This is a genomic window from Microlunatus aurantiacus (assembly GCF_039536605.1).
Classification (GTDB): Bacteria; Actinomycetota; Actinomycetes; order Propionibacteriales; family Propionibacteriaceae; genus Microlunatus; species Microlunatus aurantiacus.
In genome coordinates this window covers 35,446-59,292 of the sequence record NZ_BAAAYX010000027.1, presented here as the reverse complement: position 1 = coordinate 59,292, position 23,847 = coordinate 35,446, and the positions used below count along the sequence as shown (strand labels likewise).

Sequence of the window (23,847 nt, the reverse complement as noted above, 5' to 3'; positions counted from 1 at the left end):
TTCTCGCGTCACGCCACGCTCAACCCGCCACCATCACCCAGCCTCATCGGTGGATCGAGGCTTAGTGGGAGGACGCGAGATCGACACCACGCGCTATCTGCGGCGTCCAGAAAGTGGAGTCGGCCGGCAACCTGGGTTGTGGCGAGTGCGCCGCGTTCGGTCCCGTCATTGAGCGCTTGTTCCAAGAACGTCTTGTCTGCTTCTGTGATTCCGCGCCAGTCGTCGCCTGCGGAAGCCCAGCGACGGCGGAAGAGCTCGAACCAGAATTCCATCAACAGACCGGCCGGCTCGTTCACGGTTTTGTCGATCCAGTGCCGGTTCTTCTCCACGCCCGGTTCGTACACCGCGGTTGTTGCGGACGCGGTCCATACGTGGTCGATGAACGTCTGAGTTTTCGGAACGCGTTCCCACGGCGCTCCGTCGCCTATCTCGGCATGCGTGAGGAATTGGCCGACGGCGTACAGAATCGGCTCAAGGTCGGCCTCGGCCAGGACGGTCATGATGGCATCGAGGTCGCCTAATTCCTTCACTTGACCCCATGCGGCAATGACCACTCCTTGCAGGTCTGGTTCACGAACCGGACGAGGTCGCTTCCGGTCGCATTCGGTGTCTGGCTGACAACGTGGACAGCGATCCGGCGCATGAGGGTGTGCTTGCTGGCGAGCCAGCGCTCGATAATCCTCTCTACGCCATCGGTGTCGATGCGCCAGAGCGCGACCGCGGTGTCACGGACGATGTCGATGGCGGCATCGATCGGGTCGCGATGCCGGTCTTGCTCGTGAGGCTGAATTGCGGAACGGCGCCGGTTGAAGCCAAGCAGAGTGATCTCAACTCGCTCCTCCAGGTTCAGATGCTTCAGGAGGGCGGCTTCGGCGACCGAGAAAACCATCGGAGCGAAGGCATCGAGATCCGCCTCGTACTTCTTCCATGCCTGATCCAACCAGTGGTGGCCGCCGCGGGTTGTCACACGCATGCGGTCGGTACCCCACGACTTCGCCGGCTCCAGCCGCGGCGACAGCAGATGCGCCAGGAGAGCGAGATAGAGGTCCGGGTCATCCCAGACCGCAGCGTACCCAACGGCGTAGTCGAGGTAGTTCGCCGTGCACCCTTCGTGCTCCTGCTCCATCAGAACCCAAAGCCAGCGCAGGGTCTGCTTCGGTCGGGGGCCCTACCCCCGGTTCCTGGACACGGGGGTTGATTACGCAGCGGTTGGGAGCGTAGCGGCCCAGCGGGCCTCGTAGGTGGACGGGGACTGGTATCGGCACCAGGAGTGGCGCCGCTTGGTGTTGTAGCGGGTCAGCCACCTGAAGAGCTGCCGGCGGCAGATGAGCTCGTCGGGCCAGCAGGCGGCGTCTTGGAGGACCTCTCGTTTGAGGGTGGCGTTGAACGACTCCGCGAGCGCGTTGTCGGCCGACGTGCCCACGGCACCCATCGACTGGGTCACGCCGAGGCGCGCGCAGAGCTTGGCGTAGTCCTTCGAGGTGTAGACCGACCCGTGGTCGCTGTGGAAGACGGCCCCGGCCAGCCCACCTGAGCCGCCGCGGGTCGCAGCAGCAGCCGTGAGGGCGTCCTCGACGAGGCTGGTGCGCATGTGGTCCGCGACCGCCCAGCCGGCGAGCCGTCTGCTGTAGCAGTCGATGACGGTGGCCAGGTACAGGTTCGTCCCGTTGGCGAGCGGCAGGTAGGTGATGTCGCCGACATAGCGTCGCCCCGGCGCATCCGCGGTGAAGTCCCGCTTCAGCAGGTCGGGGACCAACTGATCGGACGGTTCGGGAATCGTGGTCCGCACGCGGCGCTTCTTGACGTAACCGGCTATCCCAGCCGCACGCATAACCCGCGCGACGCGTTTGTGGTTGACCCGCTCCCCGGCAGGGACACCGTCGTTGAGCTCCGCGGTCACCCGTGGCGCGCCGACGGCGTTGTCGGCCTCGTGGATCACCCGGATCCGTTCGGCCAACTCCGCGTCCGCGGCAGCACGGTCGGCACGGGCTGGCGCTCCAGCCTTCCAGGCGTAGTAGGAGGAGCGCTCGATCTCGACGAGTGCACACAGTCGCTTCACCTCGAAGGTGGCGGAGTTGTCGGCGACGAACTGGAAGCGACTCACCAGCGCGTCTCCCCGGCGAAATACTTGGCCGCCCGCTGGAGGATCTCCCGCTCAGTGGTCAACTTCGTTGTCTCTGCCCGCAGGGCCGCGTTCTCTGTTTCGAGCCGCGCGATCCGTTGTTCCTGTGTCTCATCGACAGGCCCTGACGGACTCGTCATCGGCGGCTTGGCGTGCAGTGGGCTGGAGGTCAGCGTCCCGTCGGCAGCGGTCTTCTTGCCGGTCCCGTACGCCTCGAGCCAGTGGCGCAGCGTGCCCCGCACGATGCCCAGGTCCTCAGCAATGCCGCGGACCGTGGCCCCCGGTGTGGACTCGTACAAGTCGACGGCCTGACGACGGAACTCCTCGGAGTAGTTCTTCCTGGCCATGATTCTCGGATCATCTCGCTCACTCCCTGCCCATCACGGGTGCGGGATTCGGCGTGTCCAAGAACTGGGGTCAGGCCCCAGAAGACCGCCAACACGATGATGTCGTCGATATTGGTGACGGCGAACAGGGCCACGGCTTGGCCGATGAGCCCGAAGCTCATGAGGAGTCCCCTCTCCGACGGTGTCCGCTCAGAGTATTTGCCCTTGCTCGTGGTCTGCTGGAGCTGTTGTCGGGTGTGGGCGAGGCGGTAGGAGTCGGTGCCAGTCTCGAAGATGTTGCCGCCGAAGGTGAGCCGGTCACGATGGCGGCGCAGGGGCGGGGGTCGGTGAAGGTCTTGGTCCAGCCCGGGAACGAGTCGTTGCTGGCGATCGCGGCGGAGTTCGTCTCTTCGCGTTCGGTGAGGACCTTGGAAGAGGAGCTCGGCGCCGCGGCGGTCGAGTTCCATGTAGCCAAGCTCTCGTCGATCAAGAGCTGGTCGACGCGGCCGTAGCGGGCGATGGTGCGGGCCGGGGTCTTGTCGTCGGCGGCTTCGACGAGTTCGTTCACCAGTCGGGTGGCGAGGGTGTAGCGGACCGGGTAGCCCTTCTCCGCGGCGGTTGAACCACACGGAAACTCCCCGGGCCTCGAGGGCGTCCTTGAGCGGACGGACGATGTCGTCCTTGTCCTCGCTGGCGTGGGAGAGGAACACGTCGTTGACGGGAGGTAACGGGCGGGACGGCCCCGCGGGGGTGTGGTCGGCCAGCCTGAGTCGATGAGGGGCGAACCGAGCAGACGATCGCTCAGTTGCTCGTCGCAGATCAGCGAGGCCTTCGACTGGGCGCTGGCCCGGTCCCTCTCATGACGTTGCTGGACCTTGGTCGCCGTGAGCTCTCATGGTGCCCCTCGATGTCTGAGGGGGATCACCCAACGGAGGCGTCGTCCGACGGGTGTCTTGCACCAGCATTGGGCGGAGCAACCGCAGTGCCTGCGCCGCTCCAGCAACGCGTTGGTGGTGAGCAGCACGCCGATCAGACCGAGAACCGCCACGGCTAACCGCCTCATGAAGTGAACCTACGCCTCTCGCTTGGCGGGGTGACGGTTGAGTGACCGCGCAGCGCACCGACCGCACCGGCCTGATCAACAGGTCGGCTCAGGCCGGGACCAGCTCGCTGATCAGTGCTTCGACGCGCTGGCGGATCTCGTCGCGGATCGGTCGGACGGCATCGATGCCTTGGCCGGCCGGGTCGTCGAGGACCCAGTCCTCGTAGCGCTTGCCGGGGTAGTAGGGGCAGGTGTCGCCGCAGCCCATGGTGATGACTACGTCGGAGGCTTTCACGGCGTCGGTGGTGAGGATCTTCGGCTGCTCACCGGTGATGTCGATGCCTTCTTCGGCCATGGCGGCGACCGCGACCGGGTTGATCTGGTCCGCGGGGGCGGAGCCGGCTGAGCGGACGTCGATGCGGTCGCCGGCGAGGTGGGTGAGGTAGCCGGCGGCCATCTGGGATCGGCCGGCGTTGTGGACGCAGACGAACAGCACCGACGGCTTGGTGGTGGTCATGATCGCGGGTTCTCCTGGGTCAGAGGTTGAGGTCACGCAGCAGGGCGGTGATGTGGGCTTGGATCTGGTCGCGGATGTCGCGGACCGTGTTCAGGTCGGCCCCGTTGGGGTCGGGGATGTCCCAGTCGAGGTAGCGACGGCCGGGGAACACGGGGCAGGTGTCGCCGCAGCCCATCGTGACGATCACATCAGCGGCGCGGACGACATCGTTGGTGAGGGGTTTGGGGTAGGCGTCGGTGAGGGCGATGCCACGTTCGGCGAGGACCTGGACGACCAGCGGGTTGATCTCACCCGTGGGGTCGGATCCGGCGGACCGGACGTGGACCTTGCCGTTGGACAGCTGCTGGGCGAGGGCGGCGGCGAGCTGGGACCGGCCGGCGTTGTGGACGCAGACGAACAGCAGCTCGGGCATGGTGGTGGCGATCCGGCCGTCGGCCTGGGCGGCCGCGGTCAGCTGCTCGCGGGCGAACCGGGCGACAAGCACCGGCAGGAAGTCGGGAATGGTCGCGGTCGCCTCCAGCCGGATCCTGGACTGCTCGACAGCCGCAGTGACCGTTGCCCGGTCGTGGATGCCGTCGAAGCGGTAGGTGAGGTCGTCGACCAGGCTGGCGTAGCCGTTGTCGGCGCCGAGGGTGGTGGGCTGCGTCACGTCGGTTCCTGGGGTCATGTTGGGTCCTGGCTGGTGAGGCGGGTGTGGAGGTCGTCGACGTGGCGGGCGATGTCGTCGCGCACGAGCCGCATCCGCTCGATGCCGTCGATGCCGCGCAGGGACGGCTCGTCGGTCTCCCAGGTCTCGTAGCGCGGTCCGGGGACCGGGTCGACGTGGGCTTCTGCGCCGAGGGTGATGACCCAGTCCGCCTGCTGCTGCAGCTCCGGTGTGAGCTGGCGGGTGTGCTGGTCGGCGATGTCGATGCCGTCCTCGGCGAGGACCTGCACGGACAGTCCGTTCAGGCTGGTTCCGGCCTTGGTGCCGGCGGAACCAACCTCGATGCCGGTGGTGTGTTGGTCGCGGAGGCGGTGCTGGAGCAGCCCGGCGGCCATCTGGGACTTGCCGCCGTTTTTCACGCAGACGAACAGGACCTGGGTCATGACGACACCACCTTCGGATCAGACTGGCTGCTCGAATCGGGTTGGGTCGGGGTGCGTCCGGCGGGGTAGAACTTCCGTGCCCAGAGGGCGACATAGACCAGCCCGACCAGGACCGGGACCTCGATCAGCGGGCCGACGACACCGGCCAGGGCCTGCCCGGAGGTGACACCGAAGGTGGCGATCGCGACGGCGATGGCGAGCTCGAAGTTGTTCCCGGCCGCGGTGAACGCCAGCGTGGTGGTGCGCGGGTAGCCGAGTCCGAGGACCCCGCCGGCGATCATGCCGGTGGTGAACGTGACGGCGAAGTAGATCAGCAGTGGCACCGCGATCCGGACCACGTCCAACGGCCGTTCGGCGATGGTGTGGCCTTGCAGGGCGAACAGGATGACGATGGTGAACAGCAGCCCGTAGAGGGCGAACGGGCCGAGCTTCGGCAGGAACGTGTTCTCGTACCAGTCCCGGCCTTTCCGCTTTTCCCCGATGGTCCGGGTGAGGAACCCGGCCAACAAAGGGATGCCGAGGAACACCAGGACGCTGAGGGTGATGGTGACGATGGAGAACTCCGCCGATGTGGTCGGCAGGCCGAGCCAGGACGGCAGGGTCTGGAGGTAGAACCAGCCGAGGGCGCCGAACGCGATCACCTGGAAGACGGAGTTGATCGCGACCAGCACGGCAGCGGCCTCACGGTCGCCGCAGGCCAGGTCGTTCCAGATCAGCACCATGGCGATGCAGCGGGCCAGGCCGACGATGATCAGCCCGGTGCGGTACTCGGGCAGGTCGGGCAGGAACACCCAAGCCAGCACGAACATCAGCGCCGGGGCCACGACCCAGTTCAGGACCAGGGACGTGATCATGAGGCGTTTGTCGGTCAGGACGTGGCCGGTGTCGGTGTAGCGGACCTTCGCCAGGACCGGATACATCATCACGAGCAGACCGATCGCGATCGGCACCGACACCGACCCGATCGTCACCGCGTCCAGGGACTGGGCCAGGCCCGGGATGAACCGGCCCAGCAGCAGTCCGAGGACCATGGCGGCGATGATCCAGGCCGGCAGCCACCGGTCCAGCACCGACAACCGGCGCAGCACCGGCCCGGTGTCGGCCGTGGTGGTGGTGTTGCTCATCAGCGGCAGCCGCAGCTGGTCGGCAGGTCGGTGGTGGGGTCGCTGGTATGGCAGCAGTCGGCTTTCGCCTCCGCCTCGCAGCACGTCGACGCTTCCGCGTGTGAGCAGCAGCTGTCCGCTGCGGTGGAGGCGGTGCTGGTCGCCGTCGTGAGGCTGCCGTCGGCGGGCTTGGTGGCGCGGATGATGGCGCCGTGCATCTGGTCGGCGACGGTGTGGGTGAACTCGACGGTCGCGTCGGTGAACCCCACGGCTGCGAGGCCGTCGAGGTACTCGCGTTGGGACAGGGCGCCGGCGATGCAGCCGACGTACTCACCGCGTTCGGCCCGCTGGTCGGCGGTGAGGTGGTCTTCGGCGACGACGTCGCTGATGCCGATCCGTCCGCCCGGGGTCAGGACCCGGAACATCTCGGCGAGCACGGCCGGCTTGTCGGTGGACAGGTTGATGACGCAGTTGGAGATGACCACGTCGACCGCGCCGTCGGGCAGTGGGATGTCCTCGATGGCGCCCTGTAGGAACTGCACGTTCGTGGCCCCGGCCTTGGCCGCGTTGGCGCGGGCCAGGTCGAGCATCTCGGTGGTCATGTCCACGCCGTAGGCAAACCCTTCTGCGCCGACCCGCTTCGCCGACAGCAGCACGTCGATCCCGCCGCCGGAGCCCAGGTCGAGGACCCGCTCGCCCTCGTGGAGGTCTGCGACGGCGGTCGGGTTGCCGCAGCCCAGGCTGGCCGCGACGGCTGCCACGGGCAGGTCGCTGCGGTCGAGCTGGGTGTAGAGAGCCGACCCGAACGACTCGTCCAGCTCCAGCGTGGTCGTCGCCTCGTCACCGCAGCAGCTCGAACCGCCGGCGGTCACCGTCACCGCCGCCTCCGCGTAACGCCGCCGCACCGTCTCCCGCAGCTCGTTCGTCGTCTCCGTCATCCTGAGCACACACCCCTCGTATCGATTGACGCTTGTCGATGGGAAGAGTCTAGCCACAACTCATCGACGAATGTCAATGGGTCGCGTAGGCTGGTTCGCATGACCGTGACCGCGCCGCCCACCACGACCGTTCTGCCGGTGCTGACCGAGTGCTGCTCACCGGTCGTCGGGCAGGTCATCACCCCCGCAGACGCCGAGACCCTGGCGACGTCGTTGAAGGCGATCGCCGACCCGACCCGCCTCAGACTGGTGTCGCTGGTCGCCGCTCACGAGGACCAGGAGGCGTGCGTGTGTGACCTGACCGAGCCAGTCGGGTTGTCGCAGCCGACCGTGTCCCATCACCTGAAGATCCTGGTCGAGGCCGGCATCCTGTCCCGTGAGCAGCGTGGCCGCTGGGCCTACTACCGGCTCATCCCCGACACCCTGACCGATCTGGCCCGCCTGATCACCCCGTGAGCCTCGCCGCGTCGATCGTCCCGCTCACGGTCGGACACTGGCCGCAGGTCGAGGCGATCTACGCCGCCGGGATCGCCACCGGCCATGCCACCTTCGAAGCCGAACCACCGGCCTGGGAGGCGTTCGACGCCGCCAAGCTGCCAGACCAGCGCCTGGTCGCAGCCGACCCCAAGGGCCGGGTGCTCGGCTGGACCGCCGCATCCGCAGTGTCGGACCGCTGCGTCTACGCCGGGGTCGTCGAGCATTCCGTCTATGTGGACCCGGCCGCCCAAGGCCACGGCGTGGGACGGCTCCTCCTCGACGCGTTGATCGCCTCGACCGAAGCGGCAGGGATCTGGACCATCCAGTCCGGCATCTTCCCCGAGAACACGGCCAGCCTGCGGCTGCACCGGACTGGTGGGTTCGAGGTGGTCGGCATCCGCCGACGGCTAGGACATATGTCCTATGGGCCGTGTGCCGGACAGTGGCGCGACGTGATCATGATCGAACGCCGCAGCGCGGTGGCCGGCTGCTAGATCCCCTGCGCAGCGCCGAGGGCTGCAGGGCCCATGGTTTGAGTACCCGTGGTCACCCACCACTCTTGCCCTACGGTCAGAGGATCGGGCCTGCTTGGGGTCAGTGGCGCCCGCACTTGATGGCGGAGAGCACCCGTAGCAGGGCGAGTGCGGAGATCAAGGCGGTGGAATTGACGCCGAGGAGACGGGGCGGCGCCGAGCACGGTGCCAGTGATCGCCCGGTGGGCACCCGATGGCCAGAAGGACAAGCCTCTTGTCGGGTTGCATCCGGTACGTAGGTACGGGTTTACCGTCGTTCCTATGGCGGATGTGTGGGATGAGTGGGTGCCGCAGGAGTGCACCTTGCCGACGGTTGAGCGGCCGCTGCGGCAGCAGGAATTCGATGACGTTTTCTCCACCGTGCTTCTCGGTCGGGAGCGGGTGTCGCCACGGGTGCTGCGCTGGGTGTTCGACCCGTCGGCGGAGGTGACACTGCGGGATCTGACGGCACGCGAGAGTGCGTGCTGCACGTTCTTCGACTTCCATCTCGCGGACGGTGATGCCGGGCTGGTGGTGGACGTGACGGTCCCGTCGTCTCAGATCGCGGTGCTGGACGCCTTGGAGACACGATCCGCGGCGGGGCTGCGGCAATGACGGCGACCGGACTGCGCAGTGGTGATGTTGCTGCGATGGCGGGGGTGAACCCGCAGACGCTGCGGTACTACGAGCGCCGGGGGTTGCTGGCCGAGCCGGAGCGCAGCAACGGCGGTCACCGTCTCTACGACGAGCAGGCGGTCACGGTGCTGCGCGTCATCAAAGCGGCGCAACGGCTCGGCTTCACGCTGGAGGAGGTGGCCGAGCTGCTGGAGGTCGGCCGACACCGCCACGGCCTAGCCACGCCCGGTCTGCAGGAGAGGGCGACCGCGAAGATCGCGGAGGTGGACGCCCGGATCGCGGACCTCACCGCCATCCGCGCCACCCTTACCGCCGCCGTGGCAGCGGGTTGTGACGACCTCGCCGCCTGCGCCTCCATTGCCTGCTGCCCGATCCCGTTCACCGACATGTCCAAGGAGACCCGCCATGACTGACAGTGTTGCTGACCGCCGGCCCGCCCGGGCCCCGAAGATGCTGGGCGGCCTCGCCGCCCTGGCGTGCGTGGCGTGTTGTGCCCTGCCGGTCCTGATCGCGGCTGGCGTCGTCGGCACCGGCGTCGGTGCGCTGGTCGGGTGGCTGCCAGCGATCGCGATCGCCTTGGCTGTGGTCGCGGTCGGCGTGTGGTGGCTCGGCCGGCGCCGTCAGTCCTGCACCTGCGGGGGCATGAGTCACGGTGGCGGCTGCAGCTGCCAGAAGCGCACGGTGGCACTGCAGATCTCCGAGGCCAACGACCGCTGACCATTGGGCTTGACCTTCCAGTCGACTCGAAGGTTTAGAGTCGGCCGGTGTTGATCTCAGAAGCTGCTGCCCGCTCTGGGCTGACGGCGACCGCGCTGCGTTACTACGAGACGCTCGGCCTGGTCGACTGCCAGCGCGGACCCAACGGCTATCGCGACTACGACGAGCGCGTGTTGGAGCGGTTGGCGTTCGTCGACGCCGCGAAGCAGCTGGAGTTGGCGCTGCCGGAGATCGTTGAGCTGCTGCAGGTCGTCGACGACGACAGCTGCACCCGGGTGCGCGAGACCCTGATGCCGATGCTGCAACAGCGTCTTCACGAGGTCGACCTGCGGTTGGCGAACCTCCAGCTGCTGCGGACCCGGCTCGTCGCCGCCACCCGGCAGGTGGCGGCATGCCCGGACAGCGGCAGCTCCTGCCGCAGTGAGTGCGTCCTGCTGGAGGAGGAACAGGAGCGGTCCTGCGCTGAGCGAACCGAGACCGTCGTCACCGCACGATGAGCCGTCAGGCCGTGGTCGCCTGGTGGGATGACCACCAGATCCCGTTGTATCTGTCGGCGATCGTCGTCGGGGCGGTCGCCGGGCTGGTCGCGCCGCAGCTCGCGCCGACACTGACCCTGGCAATCAACCCGGTACTGGCGTTGCTGCTGTTCGCGACGTTCCTCGGTGTGCCGTTGATCGAGGTCGGGCGGGCGTTCCGGGATATCCGGTTCCTGGGCACGGTCCTGCTGGCGAACTTCGTAGTCGTCCCGCTGGTCGCGTTCGGGCTGTCCCGGTTCGTCGCCTACAACCCTGGTCTGATGCTCGGGGTGCTGTTGGTGCTGCTGACCCCGTGCATCGACTACGTCATCGTGTTCACCGGCTTGGCTGGTGGCGCTCGGGCCCGGCTGCTCGCGGCCGCCCCGCTGCTGATGCTGGCGCAGATGCTGCTGCTGCCGCTCTACCTGCTCCTCTTCGCCGGAGCCGACATGCTGATGGTCGTCGACATCCACCCGTTCATCGAGGCCTTCGTCGTCTTGATCGTGCTGCCGCTGACCGGCGCCGCCGTCGTTCAGGCCATCAGCCGGCGCTTCCGCGCCGGACGGGTCATCGAGAGCGTCATGGCCGCTGCGATGGTGCCACTGATGATGGCCACCCTGGCGGTGGTCGTCGGCTCCCAGATCGCTGCCGTCGGGTCCCAAGCGGTCGCCCTCGTCCGCGTCGTCCCGTTGTATGTGGTGTTCGTCGTCGTCGCGGTCCTGGTCGGCAAGTGCCTGGCTCGGGCGACCCGGCTGGACGTGCCCGCCAGTCGAGCGGTGATGTTCTCGACCGCGACCCGAAACTCGCTGGTCGTGCTGCCCCTCGCCCTCGCCCTACCTGCCGAGCTCAGCATCGCGCCGCTGGCTGTGGTCACCCAGACCCTGGTCGAGCTGGTCGCAATGGTGGTCCTCGTCCGGCTGGTTCCACACTTGGCGCCCGACAGACCAGGCGGTGGCCCTCGGGTGCAGGAGAGGACGCCTACCGAGCCGGAATCGGGCCGCCGTTAACCTGCGGGTCCTGCGTGAACTTGTGTCACGCAGGTGAAGGGACGGATCTGGTTGTCCGAGGCAGCGTCTCGCGGGCGGCCGCAAGGTCAGCCGTTGTGGTGCCCAACCCGTCTTCGGCGACCCGGCGCTGACGCTCCGAAGTCGCGAGCAGGTCGGCGAGATCAATGCTGTGCCGCTCAGCGTGCCGAACCCGGGCGAGCAGATCGACGCCTCAAGCTCGGCGCCGAGGCGGCGCCCGAGGGCTTGTTGACGCTGCAACGGTTCTCCTCTGGTAGGTCCTCGAGGCGGTGGTCACGGCGCCGGTGACGCCGGTGAACGCGTCGATCTGGTCGGTGAGGTTGGCCGGATCCGGCTGTTGACGTCCGCTGAAGCGATTGGTCAGCTGGGACCGCCGAGCAGGTCCTCAGCGTCTGACTCTCGGGTCAGCACGCAACTCGACACGCTCCTGGACCGGCCCGCTCGGCACTTCGACTTCGCCCGGCGTGCCTTCGGCCCGGGCAACACCCTCGACTCCTGCCCGGAATGCCGGTCGACGACGAGGCGATGCGGGGAGATCTGAGCGCCCGAGGAGTTCAGCTCGTCATTCCAGCGACGGTTTCCTCAGCAGGCAGGACAGTGATCTGCCCGTGGCAATCCGTGGCCAGCGACAGGCACTGCCCACCCGATTGATGGAGCGGACACCAGTCTCGAAACCCGACTGATGTACTTCCCCTACATCGGCGATGAAGGGTGGGTGGCGATGGGGTTAGTGGGACAGGCGGCGGTGCTGGTGAGCTTCCCTGTCGGTGCGGCTGTGGTCGGGTCGTTGGTGGCGGTGTGGCGTCGGCCTGGACCCAGGCTGATGAGCGGGGTGCAGCATTTCGCCGCCGGGGTGGTGATGGCGGCGTTGATCGGGGAGGTGATGCCCGACTTGCGCGAGGAAGGCCGGCTGCCGTGGGCGGTGATCGGTTTCTGTGTCGGTGTGGTGGTGATGCTGTCGCTCGGTGCGTGGGGTCGCAGGCTGGAAGACCGCGACCGTGCCGTGACCCGGACCGCTGGTTACGTGCTGCCGGTGGGGCTGCTGGCCGCTGTTGGCATCGATTTGTTGCTGGACGGGCTGCTGGTCGGACTCGGCGTAACTTTGGGCTCCACTGCCGGGCTGGTGCTCACCATCGCCTTGACGATCGAGATCTTGTTCCTGTCGTTGTCGGTGGTGGGTGAGTTGACCGATCTGGGTGTGCCGAGGGCACGGTCGGCACTGTTGTGCATCGGGCTCGGTCTGGCCACCGCCGTGGGCGCGGTCGGCGGTGCGGCTCTGCTCGGCGGTGCCGGCCCGGAGTTGCTGGCCGCGGTCCTCGCTTTCGGTTGCGCCGCTCTGCTCTACCTGGCGGTCGAGGAGCTGTTGGTGGAGGCCCACGAGGAGAAGGAGACCCCGCTGCTGGGTGCCATGTTCTTCCTCGGCTTCTTGATCATCTACATCCTGGGCGAGGTGGCGGCGTGACCGGCGGAGTGGTCGGCCAGCGCCATGTCGATCTGCGGACGCTGCGACCGGCGCTGGCACTACCCACGGGGGAGCGGGTGGCGTTGGTGGCGGAGTCACAGGTGGCTGGTGACAGCTCGTGGTCTGCTGGCGGCACTGCTGCCTCTCGACAAGGTCCGCGCCGCGGCGCCCAACGGGAGGCGTCCACGCCACCGCGAAGCCGAAGACCTTCCGCAGGGCCCGTCGCTGGGCGGTCCTTCGGCGGTGGGCTCGAAGCATCGCCGAACACGTCCCGGTATCGCCACTCTCCGGGACGCACCGTGCTGAGGGCGCCAACCGATCGGTGAGACACTCGGTGCTCGAACGACAGCGGAGCATCGGTCGGCCCCGCGAGCCGTCGACGCGGAAAGGAGGGCGACCAGATGCCCAACGAGCACGCCCCCGTCTCCGTGCTGAGGCGTGAGCTCGTCCGCCAGGGCCGGAGCTGGCTGTTGGCGGTGGTCTGTGTCGCGGCTGGCGGCTTCACGATCTGGCGAACCGACAGTGTGCTCGCCGGCGCGGTCGCTGCCGTCGGCGCCGTGGTCGTTCTCGCGCTCCTCGTCTGGGCCCGCGCACGCGGCAGGGCAAGGCGACCCGGCACCGATACCGGGACGGACCGACCGCTGTAAGGGGGGATGGCGCCGATCAATTCTGACGGCGACGGGGAGCCCGAACCATGTGGTCGGAGCCAGCAGCGGAATCACTCAGGTCGTAGCGGAATCCGGCGCACCGGAGAGCCCGGGGCAGAACGTGCCGGGCAGTCGTGGGTTTGCTCTGGAGTTGGGGGCGACCGCACTGTGGCGGGATCCCCCCATCGTGGGCAGCCGCCTACAGGGTCTGCGGCCAGCGACGGACCATCCCCGTAAGGACCGGCGACCCGCCTCCGGGTAGGGCTGGATCACCTGCGGTGTGCCGATCAACTGGTGGTCGGTGGTGGTGGTTCCGGGTCGTCGCCGGTGGGGTCGTCGATGTCGTCCGGTGGGGTGGTCTTCGACGGGCGGGGGCGGCGCACCAGTCGGGGGGCGACGACGACCAGAAGCGCCGCGATCGCGATCAGACCGATGGCCAGCCCTGGACCCAGTAGGCGTTCAGGACTGACCGGGGCGTGCGGGTTGATTCCGGTTTCGTGTGGTGGCGCCAGCGGGCTGGACGCAGACGGGCTGGACGCTGACGGGCTGGATGTGTTGGGGGGGTCGGCCGGGCGGGCAGGGCCTGGGGTGGATGCCGCGTCGGTCGACGCCACGGTCCGGGTGGCTGTCACGGTGAAGGTCAGCTGGTCGCTGAGCGGGTGACCATCCTCATCGACGGCTCGGTAGGAGATCGTCCACGGTTGAGGGCCAGTCGCTCGCGCGCCGTCGGCGATGACCTCAGCGGGGATGGTCGCGATGAGGTCCTGGCGTTCCACGACGGCTGTGAGCGGGCGGGGGGCGGCACCGTCGACGGCGAGGGTGACCGCAGCGGAGGTCGTGGTGATGGGTGCGGTGAAGGTGAGCCGGACGGTGGACACCGGGGCGCTGACCTGCGCTCCCGCCGCGGGGCTGCTGGTGACCAGCGTGCTGTGGGCTGACGCGGCGAGCGGCTGCGTGGCAAGTGTGACGGCCACCACGACCGCCAGCGCAGCGGCCACCCGTCCCAGCCGCCCTCGGTGCCACCAGCCAGGGTGGGGGTGCCTGGTGGTGCTGGGGTGGTGGCCGGTGCCCTGTGCGGGGTCAGGACATGGTCCGCGACGTTTGGCTGCCTCGAGGACGCCCTGGGCTCCGACCGCTGAGTGGTGGACTGACTGGCGGCGTGATGCGCATCCGCCGAAGGTTCTGATGTCTACCTCTAAGGGGTGGTGAGTCGTCGGCTTATCCGCTGGGGCCACGGGTTGTTTCCTTTCCTGGTTGGGTCATGACTGGTTCTCGCCGTGGCGGTCGTGGTGGTGCAGGCGTTGCAGATGGGTGTTGTAGGCGGTGAGCTCGGCGTCGCCGTCACGGTCGGCTTGTCGGTCGTAGCGGCGGGCTTCGCGGGTGTCGTCGGCCACCCAGGACACGATGAGGGCGACGGCGAGGATGGCGATCGGGTAGTCGCCGAGGGCCCAGCTGAGGGCCACACCGAGGGCTTGGTCGGCGGCCAGGCTGGGTCCCCAGCCGCGTTCCAGGCTGGCGTACCAGGACTCGGCGAGCAGCGCGCTGCCGGACAGCAACGAGACGGCGAAGAAGGCGTGGAAGCCGAAGGTGACAATCAACAGCATCAGCCGGAACAGGTGCGGCGGCCGCGCCGGTCCAGGGTCGATGCCGCAGATGATGTTGGCGAACAGGTAGCCGACGAGCAGGAAATGGCCGAGCATCAGCAGATGCCCGATGTGGGTGCGGAGGGAGAACTCCAGGGCAGGGGTGTAGTAGAAGGCGACCAGGGAGCCGAGGAAGAGCGCGATCACGATCAGCGGGTTGCTGAGCAGTCGGGCGTAGCGGGAGCCGACGACGGCGAGCAGCCATTCGCGGGGGCCGCGGCTGCCGTCGGTGCGGGCCGGCAGGGCCCGCAGGGCCACGGTGATCGGGGCGCCGAGGACGAGGAACGCGGGGACGGCGGTGGCGATGGTCATGTGCTGGACCATGTGCATGCTGAACAGGACCTGCCCGTACACGCCGGGGCTGCCGCTGGTGGCGGCGATCAACAGCCCGCAGCCGAGCAGGAACGCGACGGTGCGGGCGGCGGGCCAGCGGATCTGGCGGCGCCGCAGCCGCCGGACGGCGAGCAGGTAGCACACGGCGGCGGCGCCGGCGAGGGGCAGCCACAGCGGGTCGGGCCGCCAGGCGGTGAAGATGGTGGTGAGGGTCAGCGGGGGCGGCATCGGGTAGCCGAGCAGGGCGGTGGTCGCCGGCAGTGTCTCGGCGAGCGCGGCGTCGGGTGGGGAGGTCCGGCCGAGCGCGACACCGAGCCCGACCGCAGCCCCCATCAACATCAGCTCGCCGGCGGCGAGTCGGGCGAACCCGCGGCGGCCCGGGACGCTCAGCTGCGGCAGCAGCCGGCGGCGGTGGTACCAGCCGGCGATCCCGAGCGCGGTGAGCACCGTCGCCTTGCCGAGCAGGATCTGTCCGTAGCTGGTGCCGGTCACCGCGGCCGGGTCGGGGAGCCGCACGACCGCGCCGGCGAGCCCGCCGGCGGCGACCAGGCCGTAGCACCAGCCGGCCAGTACCGAGAACCGTCCGGCGGTGATGGCGAGGTCGCCGCCGAGCCGGGAGCGGAGCAGGGTCAGGGCGGCGAGGCCGCCGACCCAGACACTGACGCCGACGAGATGGGTCATCTGGGCGTCGATGGCGGTGGCGTGGTTGAGGCTGCTGCCGCCGTGCCCGGTCCAGGCCAGCGGCACGACCGCGGCCACGGCCAGCAGGGTGGCCGTGCCGAGACGTCCGGGCGTGGCGGCGGTGGCGGCGAGCAGGCCGGCGAGCAGCGAGCCGGCCGCGGACAGGCCGAGGGCCCGGCCGAGGTCGAAGTCGGTGACGAAGTAGGGCAGCGCCGCGACGGTGCCGACACCGAGCGGGCTGCCGGCCAGGTCGGCGTAGGTGAACAGCAGACCGACGACGGTGGCGGTCGTCCAGGCGGCGGCGGCCACAGCCGCCCACCCGGTCGTGCGGTGCTGCAAAGGAGTCAGCACGTCTCTGCCCTGCCGTGCGCCGAGCCCGGGCTGTCGTGGACCGGGACCGGGCAGCAGGGTCGCTGCGGTGACCAGCAGACCCACGGTCAGGGCCGCGGCCAGATCCCGCACCGCGGCGGCGACCGGCAGGCCCGCGCGCACCAGCGGACCCGGATCGGGCAGCCCGCCGCCGGGGGCGGCCAGGGCACCGGCCGCGGCCAGAACGGACACGGCCACCAAAGGTGCGGCGACGCCGGCGCCCACCAGCCCGGCCGTGGTACGGGTCGTCATCGAGGGTTGTCTCGCCGGTCGGGAAGGGGTGCGGGCGGGCGGCGTCGGAGCCGGGCGGCGACCATGACGATGCCGATCAGGAGCACCGTTGCCCCTGCGAGCAGCCATCGCCGTCCCGGGCCGGTGGCCGGCGGGGTGGCCGGGGTGGCAGCGGGTCGAGAAGGCGGGCTGCTGGCCGTGGAGGCGGCCGTGCCGGTCGCCTGGCCGGTGGGGGTGACGGTGAAGCTGAGCTGGTCGACGATCGGGTGCCCGTCGCTGGACACGACCCGGTAGGCGAGGGTCCACCGCTGGCGGGTGGTCGGTGCCGGGTCGGGCGGCACCACGGTGAGGGTGGCGCCGTCGACGGTGACGTTGACCGATCGGGCGGGCTGGTCGTCGACGGCGAAGGTGGCGGCGGCGAAGCCGGGGCTGATGGCGTCGCTGAAGGTCAGCCGGATCACGGTGACGGGGCCGGTCACGGTGGCCCCCGCTGCCGGGTCGGCGCGCAACAGCTGCTCATGCGCCGCCGCGGTGGTTGGCGGCCCCACGGCCAGCAGCAGCACGGCCAGCAGCAGCATTGCGGTGGCAGCCATCGAGGACGGGGCGGCGAGACGGGACCGGGCGAGACTGCGGCGGTGGTGTGGTGGGGGGCGGGGGGTCATCAGGTCAGTCCTGCCGCCGGGGCTGGCAGGTGGCGGTGACCGCCCGCAGCAGCTGGCTGGTTGCGTCGGCGGCGTCGTGGAGCAGGGTGGGTCGGCTGCCGAGGTGGGCGAGGAGATGCTGGGTGGTGCGGGTGAAGCCGGGCGGGGCGTCGTGGAGTCGCTGGGTGGCGGTGAACAGCTCGGCGGGGTCCGGTGGCCAGCTGCGGGCGTGCCCGTGCAGGGCGTGCGCGGCCAGGTCCAGGATCCGGGCCAGCCCGGCGGCGACGCCGACGGTGTCGCCGTGGTCGGCGGCCCGGTGCGTCTCCTCCAGCAGCAGGGCGGTCTCCCAGAGCCGGGCGACCAGCGCGTCGGCCAACGGATCGGGGTAGTGCTGAAGCCGGTGCTGGAGCAGGCCGAGCTCGGCGGACGGGTCGGCCAGGATCTGGGCGCGGGTCAGGTCGGCCAACGGTTGGAAGTCCGGCTGTAGTCGGACCTTGCCCGGTGCGAGCTCGAAATGGTGCTGCCCGGCGGCGACCCGGCGGGCGAGCTGCTGCACCCGGTCCAGGTCACGGTAGGCCCATTCCAGCGGCGCCGGTTCGGTGACGGCCCGCAGCCGCGGCCGGGTCTGCCCGCCCGGGGGGAGGTGGTCGCTGGTCTGGGGGTTCAGCAGGGTCCGGCAGATGGCGTGGTGGGTGCGGGCTGGCACCGGCCCCCGGTGGTACAGGACCAGGTCGAGGGTGCCGGCCGGACCGGTGGCGGTGTGGACGGCCAGGACGCCGTCGAGCTGGGTCAGCCGTGCGCCCAGGTCGGCCGGTGGCCACGGGCCGGTCACCGCCGGCCCCCGGACCCGGTGGGGGTGGCGGGGGTGGTGACGGGTAGCCGGAGGCGGCGGGCGAGCAGGACGGCGACGACGGCGAACAGGGCGAACCCGGCGACGTCGAGCATTGCGTCGCTCCAGCCGAGGCTGCGGACGGCGCGGAGGTCGGCGATGGAGGCGGTGAACCCGGCGAGGGTGTAGGCGCCGACGTTGTTGATGATGTGGGCGGCGATGCCGGCCTCCAGGCCGCCGGTGGCCAGCACCAGGGTGGCGGCGAGCAGCCCGAACGCGAGCCGGTTCACGAACAAGGGCAGGTTCTGGCTGCCGTGCAGGGCGGCGAACAGCAGCGACGACAAGATCACCCCGACCCACGGGGTCGGGAAGAAGCTGCCCATGGTCTGCAGCAGGTAGCCGCGGAACAGGTACTCCTCGGCCGCGGACTGCAACGGGGTCACCAACACGACCACGAGCAGCACCGCGACAAGGCCGGGCTGGGGCCGCCAGACCAGCGGTTGCGGCCCGACGACCGCGGTGGCGGCGACGATGCCGTAGACGACGACCGCCGCGGCGAGCAGGCACCAGCCCAGATACCGCCACCGCAGGCCCGGCCGGACCGAGGACAGCCAGCCCAACGGCAGTCCGTGCAGCCACCGCATCAACGCCCAGCACACGGCGATGACCGCGGCGATGCTGAGGCTCTGGGCGAGGAACCCGACCGGGTTCTGGTAGCGGACTGCGGCGGCCCGGTAGTCGCCCAGCGGCACCCCGGGCTGCTGGGCGAGGTAGCCGGCGCCGACCACTGCCGAGGACACCAGCGCGGTGACGACGGTGTAGCCGGCCAGGGCCAGCACGATCCCGAGCAGAGCCCGCCACGGCGGCTGCTGGGACAGCACCGCCGGATACGCCACCCCGGGCGGCACCGTCGAACCGCCCCCCGGCAGGGCCGGGTGGGGGAGCGGTGGGGGCAGGCTGGGTCGGCTCGGGGGTCGGCGGCGTCGGGGTCCGCGGTGGTCGCTCATGGGGAGAACAGCAGCCAGAGGCCGCCCAGGGTGTAGCCGATCATGACCAGCAGCATCGGGATCTGCCCGGCCACCGCCCGACTGGCCGGTGCCACCGCCAGGGCGCGGTCGTGGGCGGCGACGACACCGCCGACGTGGCCGAGCAGGACCGCACCGGCCTGCGCCACCGCGATCGCTGTGGTGTAGGCGAAGAAGCCCATCCCGACCTGCCAGTGCGCGGTGCCGAACACGTTCCAGCCGGCGTTGAGGGGGTCGCTGAACAAGATCAGTGTCCGCTGCCCTTCGAACACGGTGAGGGTGAGGTAGTGCGCGATCACGTAGCCCAGCACGATCGGGACCAGGGAGTGGATGAAGGTGCGTCGCTGCCCGGCCGCCGGCACCCCGGTCACTCGCCCCGACAGGTAGACGGCCAGCGAGTAGCTGACCGCCACGATCGTGATCATCCCGGCCAGGGCGGCGGTCGCGACCAGCACGCCGGGTTTGTCGCCGGTCTGGATCCAGCGGATCCAGCCGGTGGAGTTGGAGAACCCGTCGAAGGCGGTGGAGCCCAGCAGCACGGCGACGAACCCGACGGTCCCCGGCACCGGCCGCAGGGTGGCCAGGTTCGCCAGCGGCGACCGGGCCACGATCTGACGGTCAGGGCCGCGGCCCCATGGTGACAGCTTCGCCATCAGCAGGGCGTACACCTCGAACGGGTCGGCGGCGGCGTACCAGCGCGACCCGAACAGCAGCCCGCCGATGATCTGCACGACCGCGTAGGCAGCGACCCACATCATGATCACGGCGATGGTGGTGCGGTTGGGTGCCACCAGCTCCAGCCACACGAAGCTACCCAGCAGCACCACCCCCGGCCAGACCCCGGCCCCGGCCGGCAGCCGACCCGCGGCGCCGCGATCGTCCGGCACCCGGGCGAGGCGGGCCAGCAGCAGATGCACGGTGCGGAACGGGTTCAAGGTCGCCCACACCGGGCCCAGCAGCAGCGAGATCGGGACCAGCCCCACCCACACCCACACGTACACGAACCCGAAGATCGGGTTGATCAGCTGATCGGGGCCGGCCAGCAGCGCCAGCAGGGCCCATCCGGCCAACCCGAGCCCGACCCCGCGGACCACCCAGCGCAGCACCGGAGCATCCAGCACCGCCGTCAGCCGCGGCAGACTGATCCCGCTCACACCGGTGTAGCGGGCCGTCGGCCACCGCCACATCAGCACCAGGAACGAGATGACGAGGGTGGCCACGGCGGCCACCAGCACCACCGAGAACGGCACCGGCAGATCCTGCCGGCCGCCGATCCCGTGCAGCGGGATCACCGCCCACCCACCGTCGACGGCCACTCCGCCTGAACGCCGACCCGCGGCAGGGGATGTGCAGCGAACACGTCAGGACACGATCAGCTTGGCGACCAGCTTGGCCGACTCGTGGGTCTCGATCTCGAAGACGCCTTTGACGTCGGCGGTGAACGTCACCGCACCTGGTTTGCCGGGGGACGCTTCGGCGGTCTGGTCGTAGCCGTGGACATGGATCGACTCGTCGACGTCGCTGGTGATGGTCACCTGCACGGTCTGGCCCTCTTTCACCCGCACGTTCTCCGCGTTCGGGCTGACCTTTCCGTCGGCGATCACCACCGCGATGGTGGTGTCGGCCGCCGGCGGGCTCGGCTTGCGGGTGGTGGCTGGGGTCTCGCTCGGTCGGGGGGTGGCCGGGACGGAGGAACCGGACGGGCTCGGCGTGGCCTGACTGGGGCTGGCCGCAGCGGTGGTGGCGCCCGAGGTCGACGTGCTGCTGGCTGGCGTGCTGGTGGCGGGGGCATCGGCCTGGCAGGCGCTGAACAGCACGGTGACGGCGAGCGCGGCGGGCAGCGCGAGCCGGCGGGCGGCCGAGCCACCCCGGGGTCGGTCGGCCGTGCCTCGCTCGGGTCGGTCGGCTGTGCCTCGCTCGGGTCGGTCGGCTGCTGTGCCGGCTGCGGCGCTCGGGCGGGGGGTCGGCGGTGTCTCCATGGCGGGGACAGGGTTCCTTCCGTCGGGTATGCGGTGTCAGCGGGGGAGGTGAGCTGGAGTCAGGCGTGGTGGCTGGATTCGTGGGCGCTGTGACCTTCGGGTTCGAGCTGGAAGGTGCAGTGCTCGACGTCGAAGTGCTCGCCGAGACATTCCCCGAGCCGGTCCAGCACCTGTCCGGTGCGGCCCTCGGCGAGGCAGTCGGCGGTGACGACGACGTGGGCGGACAGCACCGGGACTCCGCTGGTGATGGTCCAGGCGTGCAGATCGTGGACGTCGGTGACACCGTCGACCTCGAGGATGTGTTGGCGGATCTGGTCGAGGTCGGTGCCGCGGGGTGTGGCCTCCAACAACACGTCGACCACATCCCGCAGCAGCGAGAACGCCCTGGGGATGATCATCACGAAGATCAGCAGGGACGCGATCGAGTCCGCGCGGGTGTAGCCGGTGAACGTGATGATCAGCGCGGCGGCGATCACGGCCAGGGAGCCGAGCAGGTCGCCGAGGACCTCCAGGTAGGCGCCGCGGAGGTTGAGGCTCTCGTCCTTGCCGCCGCGCAGGATGAGCAGGCCGACGGTGTTGGCCACGGCGCCGACGACGGCGACCACCAGCATCAGTCCGCTGGAGATGTCGGCCGGCTGGTTCCACCGCTCGATGGCCTGCACGAGCACCCAGACCGCGATGCCGGTCAGCAGGAGCCCGTTGACCATGGCGGCCAGCACCTCGACCCGCTGCAGCCCGTAGGTACGGGCTGAGGTGGCAGGTCGAGTGGCCAGGGTGGCCGCGATCAACGCGATGACCAGTCCGGTGGAGTCGGTCAGCATGTGCCCGGCGTCGGCGAGCAGGGCCAGCGATCCGGAGGCGAGACCGCCGATCACCTGGATGACGAAGATCGAGGCGGTGATCGCTACGACGATAACCAACCGTTGGCGGTGTCGTCCGGTGGCGGTCACCGGCGCGTGGGAGTGGCTGTGCCCGCCGGTCATGACCGTTCCTCCACGGCCCGGCGGGCGGCCTGGGCGGGCCGGGGGAGACGTCCGAGGCCGGGCACGAACCGGCCGGCTTCGGCCGCGTAGGCCCGGTAGGCGTCGCCGTGGCGGCGCAGCAGGTACGGCTCCTCGACCAGCCGGGTCTGGGCCTGGCAGGCGGCGACCATCAGCACGGCCCCGATCAGCGACAGCCAGGTCGGCGCCATGACCGCGGTGCCGGCCTGGATCATCATCAGCGCGGTGAAGATCGGGTTGCGGACAAGCCGGAACGGGCCGGTGGTGACCAGCTCTGTCGCCTCGGCCTGATCGACCCCGATCCGCCACGACCGGCCCATGGCCTGCTGAGCGGTCACCCCGAGCTGCAGCCCCGCCCCGGCGACCACCGTCGCGAAGGCGCCCAGCACGATCGGCAGCTTTGCCACCGGCAGCAGCCCGACCGCGGCCAGCCACGGCGCCACGAGCCCCACCAGCACGGCGGCGGCGAACCCGATCCCGGCGGCCCGGGCGGCCGGATCCTGCGCCGCGCCGCGGAACCCGTTGAAGCCGGTCGAGCCGGTCGCCCGGTACTGCCGCAGGGTCCGCACGACCAGCAGCAGCACGATCGCCGCGGCATAGACCAGCGCGGCCGCGGTCGCCGCCAGGTCAGTCATCGTGAGCTCGCAGCCGCGTCGCGCGCCGCCGGCCCGGCCTCGGTCTGGTCCTCGGCCCCGCCCGCCGCCGGACCCGCGTCGAGTCCGTGGTTGCTGGGGCACAAGGTGACGGCGTCGCCGGTGACCGCGAGCAGCCGCTCAGCCGCCGCGAACAACCCCATCAGCTCGCCCCCAACCGCCAAGGAGTACATCGAGGCCCGACCGACGGTCCGCGCCGAGATCAGGCCGCAGTCCCGCAGGCACGCCAGGTGCGCCGAGGTGGTGCTCTGCGCCAACCCCAGATGCGCCGTCAGGTCGACCACCCGGTGCTCACCGAGGGCGAGATGCTGCAGGATCGTCAGCCGCGCCGGATCCGCCAGGCTGCGGAACAACGAAGCCGCCGCCGCCGGTCCGGACTCGGCGCACGCATCGGCCTCCTCGGCCAACTCGTCCCTCACCCGCACCCGATCATGTATCGCCATGGCACGATGACATCGCTTTTGATAGGTTGCTGTCAAGAGGGTTGCGGTCACAGGGTGTCGTTGACACCTCCAACGCAGCAGCCCAGCGCTGGGTTCCCACCCGGCCCGGATCTTCCTACGGAGGGTGTGTCGATGGCGAAATGGCGGCGCAGCGAGCCAGTCGCCTCGTCTGCGGCGCCGTCGACGAGCGCCGAGCAGCCATCCCGACCGCGGCCGAGGTCGACCCGGATCCTGACGGCGGGGGTGGCGACGTTCTTGACGGCACTGGTCGCGATCGGCACCTACCAGGCGCTGCTGCGACCGGCCGGGCTGGCGAAGCCTGGTGGCGTCGCGGTCGATGGTCTGACCGTGCGGGACAGCTCGCGTCGGCTGTCGGTGGCACCCGACGGGAAGGTGACGTTCGTGGCCTTCCTCGACTTCGAGTGCGAGGTGTGTGGGGAGGTGTATCCCGTCGTCGAGCAGCTCCGGGCCGGCTACGGCGACCGGGTCACCTTCGTGGTCCGGTACTTCCCGCTGGAGGGCCACGTCAACGCTCAGCGCGCCGCTCGGGCCGTGGAGGCCGCCGCACAGCAGGGCCAGCTCGAGGCCATGTATCGCAGGATGTTCCAGACCCAGCCCGAGTGGGCCGAGCAGCAGGAACCCAAGGATGAGCTGTTCCGCCGGTACGCGGCCGACCTCGGTCTGGACATGGACCGTTGGGACGCTGCCTATGCCGCCGATTCCACCTGGGAACCGATCCAGGCCGACATCGACGACGGTCTCGCCCTCGGGGTGACCGCGACGCCCGCGCTCTTCCTCAACGGCGACGAGCTGGAGTCGACGTCGCTGCTGGACCTCAGCCGGGCGCTCGACCAGGCGCTGGCCCGATGAGCCCGGGTATGAGCCGTGGCC

At 69.9% G+C, this 23,847-nt stretch carries 29 protein-coding genes; 10 read left to right on the top strand and 19 right to left on the bottom strand.

The genetic code is table 11. The features are described 5' to 3' along the window. Nucleotides 1–8: 8 nt before the first annotated feature. From ABD714_RS22000 to arsM, 9 genes are all read right to left on the bottom strand, one after another. A complete protein-coding gene (locus ABD714_RS22000) occupies nt 9–554 on the bottom strand; it encodes a hypothetical protein (protein ID WP_344814608.1) in 546 nt (181 codons plus the stop codon). After that, nucleotides 527–1,126: a hypothetical protein gene (locus tag ABD714_RS21995; protein WP_344814607.1), complete on the bottom strand. Its 600-nt coding sequence runs from the start codon at nt 1,124–1,126 to the stop codon at nt 527–529. Before ABD714_RS21995 ends, ABD714_RS22000 begins: the two co-directional genes overlap by 28 nt. 72 nt (nt 1,127–1,198) lie before the next feature. Beyond that, nucleotides 1,199–2,469 (bottom strand): IS3 family transposase gene (locus ABD714_RS21990; RefSeq protein ID WP_344814606.1). Its coding sequence is split into 2 segments (ribosomal slippage): nt 1,199–2,121 and nt 2,121–2,469, totalling 1,272 coding nucleotides; the frame shifts between segments, so codons are not numbered across the junction. A 157-nt stretch (nt 2,470–2,626) separates the two neighbouring features. After that, on the bottom strand, nt 2,627–3,016 hold the full coding sequence (locus tag ABD714_RS23135; protein ID WP_425562441.1) for a hypothetical protein: 390 nt from the start codon (nt 3,014–3,016) through the stop codon (nt 2,627–2,629). Nucleotides 3,017–3,599: 583 nt separating this feature from the next. Beyond that, nucleotides 3,600–4,007 (bottom strand): arsenate reductase ArsC, encoded by a 408-nt coding sequence (locus ABD714_RS21980; protein ID WP_344814604.1) that lies wholly within the window; start codon nt 4,005–4,007, stop codon nt 3,600–3,602. A gap of 19 nt (nt 4,008–4,026) precedes the next feature. Further along, nucleotides 4,027–4,674, bottom strand: a complete 648-nt coding sequence (locus tag ABD714_RS21975; RefSeq protein WP_344814603.1) for an arsenate reductase/protein-tyrosine-phosphatase family protein — start codon at nt 4,672–4,674, stop codon at nt 4,027–4,029. After that, a complete protein-coding gene (locus tag ABD714_RS21970; RefSeq protein ID WP_344814602.1) occupies nt 4,671–5,096 on the bottom strand; it encodes an arsenate-mycothiol transferase ArsC in 426 nt (141 codons plus the stop codon). The genes ABD714_RS21975 and ABD714_RS21970 overlap by 4 nt, the downstream gene beginning before the upstream one ends. Beyond that, nucleotides 5,093–6,220 (bottom strand): ACR3 family arsenite efflux transporter, encoded by a 1,128-nt coding sequence (gene arsB, locus ABD714_RS21965; protein ID WP_344814601.1) that lies wholly within the window; start codon nt 6,218–6,220, stop codon nt 5,093–5,095. Before arsB ends, ABD714_RS21970 begins: the two co-directional genes overlap by 4 nt. Next, entirely contained in the window at nt 6,220–7,137 is a 918-nt protein-coding gene (gene arsM / locus ABD714_RS21960) for an arsenite methyltransferase (RefSeq protein WP_344814600.1), read from the bottom strand. The genes arsB and arsM overlap by 1 nt, the downstream gene beginning before the upstream one ends. Nucleotides 7,138–7,236: 99 nt before the next feature. Here arsM and ABD714_RS21955 point away from each other — a divergent pair, with 99 nt between their 5' ends. The 9 genes from ABD714_RS21955 to ABD714_RS21915 all read left to right on the top strand — a co-directional run bounded on the left by ABD714_RS21955 (nt 7,237) and on the right by ABD714_RS21915 (nt 13,128). After that, complete coding sequence (locus ABD714_RS21955; protein WP_344814599.1) at nt 7,237–7,593, top strand: ArsR/SmtB family transcription factor; 357 nt, start codon at nt 7,237–7,239, stop codon at nt 7,591–7,593. Further along, nucleotides 7,590–8,108: a GNAT family N-acetyltransferase gene (locus ABD714_RS21950; protein ID WP_344814598.1), complete on the top strand. Its 519-nt coding sequence runs from the start codon at nt 7,590–7,592 to the stop codon at nt 8,106–8,108. Before ABD714_RS21955 ends, ABD714_RS21950 begins: the two co-directional genes overlap by 4 nt. Nucleotides 8,109–8,408: 300 nt before the next feature. Beyond that, a complete protein-coding gene (locus ABD714_RS21945; protein ID WP_344814597.1) occupies nt 8,409–8,741 on the top strand; it encodes a hypothetical protein in 333 nt (110 codons plus the stop codon). Next, entirely contained in the window at nt 8,738–9,175 is a 438-nt protein-coding gene (locus ABD714_RS21940; protein WP_344814596.1) for a MerR family transcriptional regulator, read from the top strand. The genes ABD714_RS21945 and ABD714_RS21940 overlap by 4 nt, the downstream gene beginning before the upstream one ends. Further along, nucleotides 9,168–9,479, top strand: a complete 312-nt coding sequence (locus tag ABD714_RS21935; RefSeq protein WP_344814595.1) for a hypothetical protein — start codon at nt 9,168–9,170, stop codon at nt 9,477–9,479. Before ABD714_RS21940 ends, ABD714_RS21935 begins: the two co-directional genes overlap by 8 nt. A 47-nt stretch (nt 9,480–9,526) precedes the next feature. Then, nucleotides 9,527–9,976 (top strand): MerR family transcriptional regulator, encoded by a 450-nt coding sequence (locus tag ABD714_RS21930; RefSeq protein ID WP_344814594.1) that lies wholly within the window; start codon nt 9,527–9,529, stop codon nt 9,974–9,976. Further along, nucleotides 9,973–11,001, top strand: a complete 1,029-nt coding sequence (locus tag ABD714_RS21925) for a bile acid:sodium symporter (protein WP_344814593.1) — start codon at nt 9,973–9,975, stop codon at nt 10,999–11,001. The genes ABD714_RS21930 and ABD714_RS21925 overlap by 4 nt, the downstream gene beginning before the upstream one ends. A gap of 739 nt (nt 11,002–11,740) precedes the next feature. Next, nucleotides 11,741–12,481 (top strand): ZIP family metal transporter, encoded by a 741-nt coding sequence (locus tag ABD714_RS21920; RefSeq protein ID WP_344814592.1) that lies wholly within the window; start codon nt 11,741–11,743, stop codon nt 12,479–12,481. 401 nt (nt 12,482–12,882) lie between these two features. Next, nucleotides 12,883–13,128 (top strand): hypothetical protein, encoded by a 246-nt coding sequence (locus tag ABD714_RS21915; protein WP_344814591.1) that lies wholly within the window; start codon nt 12,883–12,885, stop codon nt 13,126–13,128. Between the two features lie 287 nt (nt 13,129–13,415). Here ABD714_RS21915 and ABD714_RS21910 read toward each other — a convergent pair whose 3' ends face one another. The 10 genes from ABD714_RS21910 to ABD714_RS21865 all read right to left on the bottom strand — a co-directional run bounded on the left by ABD714_RS21910 (nt 13,416) and on the right by ABD714_RS21865 (nt 22,932). Next, nucleotides 13,416–14,126 carry a copper resistance CopC family protein gene (locus ABD714_RS21910; protein WP_344814590.1) on the bottom strand — a complete coding sequence of 237 codons (711 nt, stop codon included), beginning with the start codon at nt 14,124–14,126 and terminating at the stop codon, nt 13,416–13,418. 261 nt (nt 14,127–14,387) lie between these two features. Beyond that, on the bottom strand, nt 14,388–16,406 hold the full coding sequence (locus ABD714_RS21905; RefSeq protein ID WP_344814589.1) for a bifunctional copper resistance protein CopD/cytochrome c oxidase assembly protein: 2,019 nt from the start codon (nt 16,404–16,406) through the stop codon (nt 14,388–14,390). Continuing rightward, complete coding sequence (locus tag ABD714_RS21900) at nt 16,403–17,047, bottom strand: copper resistance CopC family protein (protein ID WP_344814588.1); 645 nt, start codon at nt 17,045–17,047, stop codon at nt 16,403–16,405. The genes ABD714_RS21905 and ABD714_RS21900 overlap by 4 nt, the downstream gene beginning before the upstream one ends. A 4-nt stretch (nt 17,048–17,051) precedes the next feature. Beyond that, the gene (locus ABD714_RS21895) at nt 17,052–17,858 is read right to left on the bottom strand and encodes a DUF4037 domain-containing protein (RefSeq protein WP_344814587.1); all 807 of its coding nucleotides are present in this window, start codon (nt 17,856–17,858) and stop codon (nt 17,052–17,054) included. Next, on the bottom strand, nt 17,855–18,862 hold the full coding sequence (locus tag ABD714_RS21890) for a CPBP family intramembrane glutamic endopeptidase (protein WP_344814586.1): 1,008 nt from the start codon (nt 18,860–18,862) through the stop codon (nt 17,855–17,857). Before ABD714_RS21890 ends, ABD714_RS21895 begins: the two co-directional genes overlap by 4 nt. After that, nucleotides 18,859–20,172, bottom strand: a complete 1,314-nt coding sequence (locus ABD714_RS21885) for a hypothetical protein (protein ID WP_344814585.1) — start codon at nt 20,170–20,172, stop codon at nt 18,859–18,861. The genes ABD714_RS21890 and ABD714_RS21885 overlap by 4 nt, the downstream gene beginning before the upstream one ends. 69 nt (nt 20,173–20,241) lie before the next feature. Continuing rightward, the gene (locus ABD714_RS21880) at nt 20,242–20,859 is read right to left on the bottom strand and encodes a cupredoxin domain-containing protein (RefSeq protein ID WP_344814584.1); all 618 of its coding nucleotides are present in this window, start codon (nt 20,857–20,859) and stop codon (nt 20,242–20,244) included. A 59-nt stretch (nt 20,860–20,918) separates the two neighbouring features. Further along, entirely contained in the window at nt 20,919–21,779 is an 861-nt protein-coding gene (locus ABD714_RS21875; RefSeq protein WP_344814583.1) for a cation diffusion facilitator family transporter, read from the bottom strand. Nucleotides 21,780–21,838: 59 nt separating this feature from the next. Then, entirely contained in the window at nt 21,839–22,495 is a 657-nt protein-coding gene (locus ABD714_RS21870; RefSeq protein WP_344814582.1) for a methyltransferase family protein, read from the bottom strand. Further along, entirely contained in the window at nt 22,492–22,932 is a 441-nt protein-coding gene (locus tag ABD714_RS21865; protein WP_344814581.1) for an ArsR/SmtB family transcription factor, read from the bottom strand. Before ABD714_RS21865 ends, ABD714_RS21870 begins: the two co-directional genes overlap by 4 nt. A 267-nt stretch (nt 22,933–23,199) precedes the next feature. Between ABD714_RS21865 and ABD714_RS21860 the strand changes: the two genes are divergently transcribed. Beyond that, the gene (locus ABD714_RS21860; RefSeq protein ID WP_344814580.1) at nt 23,200–23,826 is read left to right on the top strand and encodes a DsbA family protein; all 627 of its coding nucleotides are present in this window, start codon (nt 23,200–23,202) and stop codon (nt 23,824–23,826) included. The last annotated feature ends 21 nt before the right edge of the window (nt 23,827–23,847 follow it).

Coding starts and splice junctions, on each gene's coding strand:
- ABD714_RS21995 (WP_344814607.1), bottom strand. CDS start 1,126: ATGGAGCAGGAGCACGAAGGGTGCACGGCGAACTACCTCGACTACGCC.
- ABD714_RS21980 (WP_344814604.1), bottom strand. CDS start 4,007: ATGACCACCACCAAGCCGTCGGTGCTGTTCGTCTGCGTCCACAACGCC.
- ABD714_RS21975 (WP_344814603.1), bottom strand. CDS start 4,674: ATGACCCCAGGAACCGACGTGACGCAGCCCACCACCCTCGGCGCCGAC.
- ABD714_RS21970 (WP_344814602.1), bottom strand. CDS start 5,096: ATGACCCAGGTCCTGTTCGTCTGCGTGAAAAACGGCGGCAAGTCCCAG.
- arsB (WP_344814601.1), bottom strand. CDS start 6,220: ATGAGCAACACCACCACCACGGCCGACACCGGGCCGGTGCTGCGCCGG.
- arsM (WP_344814600.1), bottom strand. CDS start 7,137: ATGACGGAGACGACGAACGAGCTGCGGGAGACGGTGCGGCGGCGTTAC.
- ABD714_RS21955 (WP_344814599.1), top strand. CDS start 7,237: ATGACCGTGACCGCGCCGCCCACCACGACCGTTCTGCCGGTGCTGACC.
- ABD714_RS21945 (WP_344814597.1), top strand. CDS start 8,409: ATGGCGGATGTGTGGGATGAGTGGGTGCCGCAGGAGTGCACCTTGCCG.
- ABD714_RS21940 (WP_344814596.1), top strand. CDS start 8,738: ATGACGGCGACCGGACTGCGCAGTGGTGATGTTGCTGCGATGGCGGGG.
- ABD714_RS21935 (WP_344814595.1), top strand. CDS start 9,168: ATGACTGACAGTGTTGCTGACCGCCGGCCCGCCCGGGCCCCGAAGATG.
- ABD714_RS21925 (WP_344814593.1), top strand. CDS start 9,973: ATGAGCCGTCAGGCCGTGGTCGCCTGGTGGGATGACCACCAGATCCCG.
- ABD714_RS21920 (WP_344814592.1), top strand. CDS start 11,741: ATGGGGTTAGTGGGACAGGCGGCGGTGCTGGTGAGCTTCCCTGTCGGT.
- ABD714_RS21915 (WP_344814591.1), top strand. CDS start 12,883: ATGCCCAACGAGCACGCCCCCGTCTCCGTGCTGAGGCGTGAGCTCGTC.
- ABD714_RS21905 (WP_344814589.1), bottom strand. CDS start 16,406: ATGACGACCCGTACCACGGCCGGGCTGGTGGGCGCCGGCGTCGCCGCA.
- ABD714_RS21900 (WP_344814588.1), bottom strand. CDS start 17,047: ATGACCCCCCGCCCCCCACCACACCACCGCCGCAGTCTCGCCCGGTCC.
- ABD714_RS21890 (WP_344814586.1), bottom strand. CDS start 18,862: ATGAGCGACCACCGCGGACCCCGACGCCGCCGACCCCCGAGCCGACCC.
- ABD714_RS21880 (WP_344814584.1), bottom strand. CDS start 20,859: ATGGAGACACCGCCGACCCCCCGCCCGAGCGCCGCAGCCGGCACAGCA.
- ABD714_RS21870 (WP_344814582.1), bottom strand. CDS start 22,495: ATGACTGACCTGGCGGCGACCGCGGCCGCGCTGGTCTATGCCGCGGCG.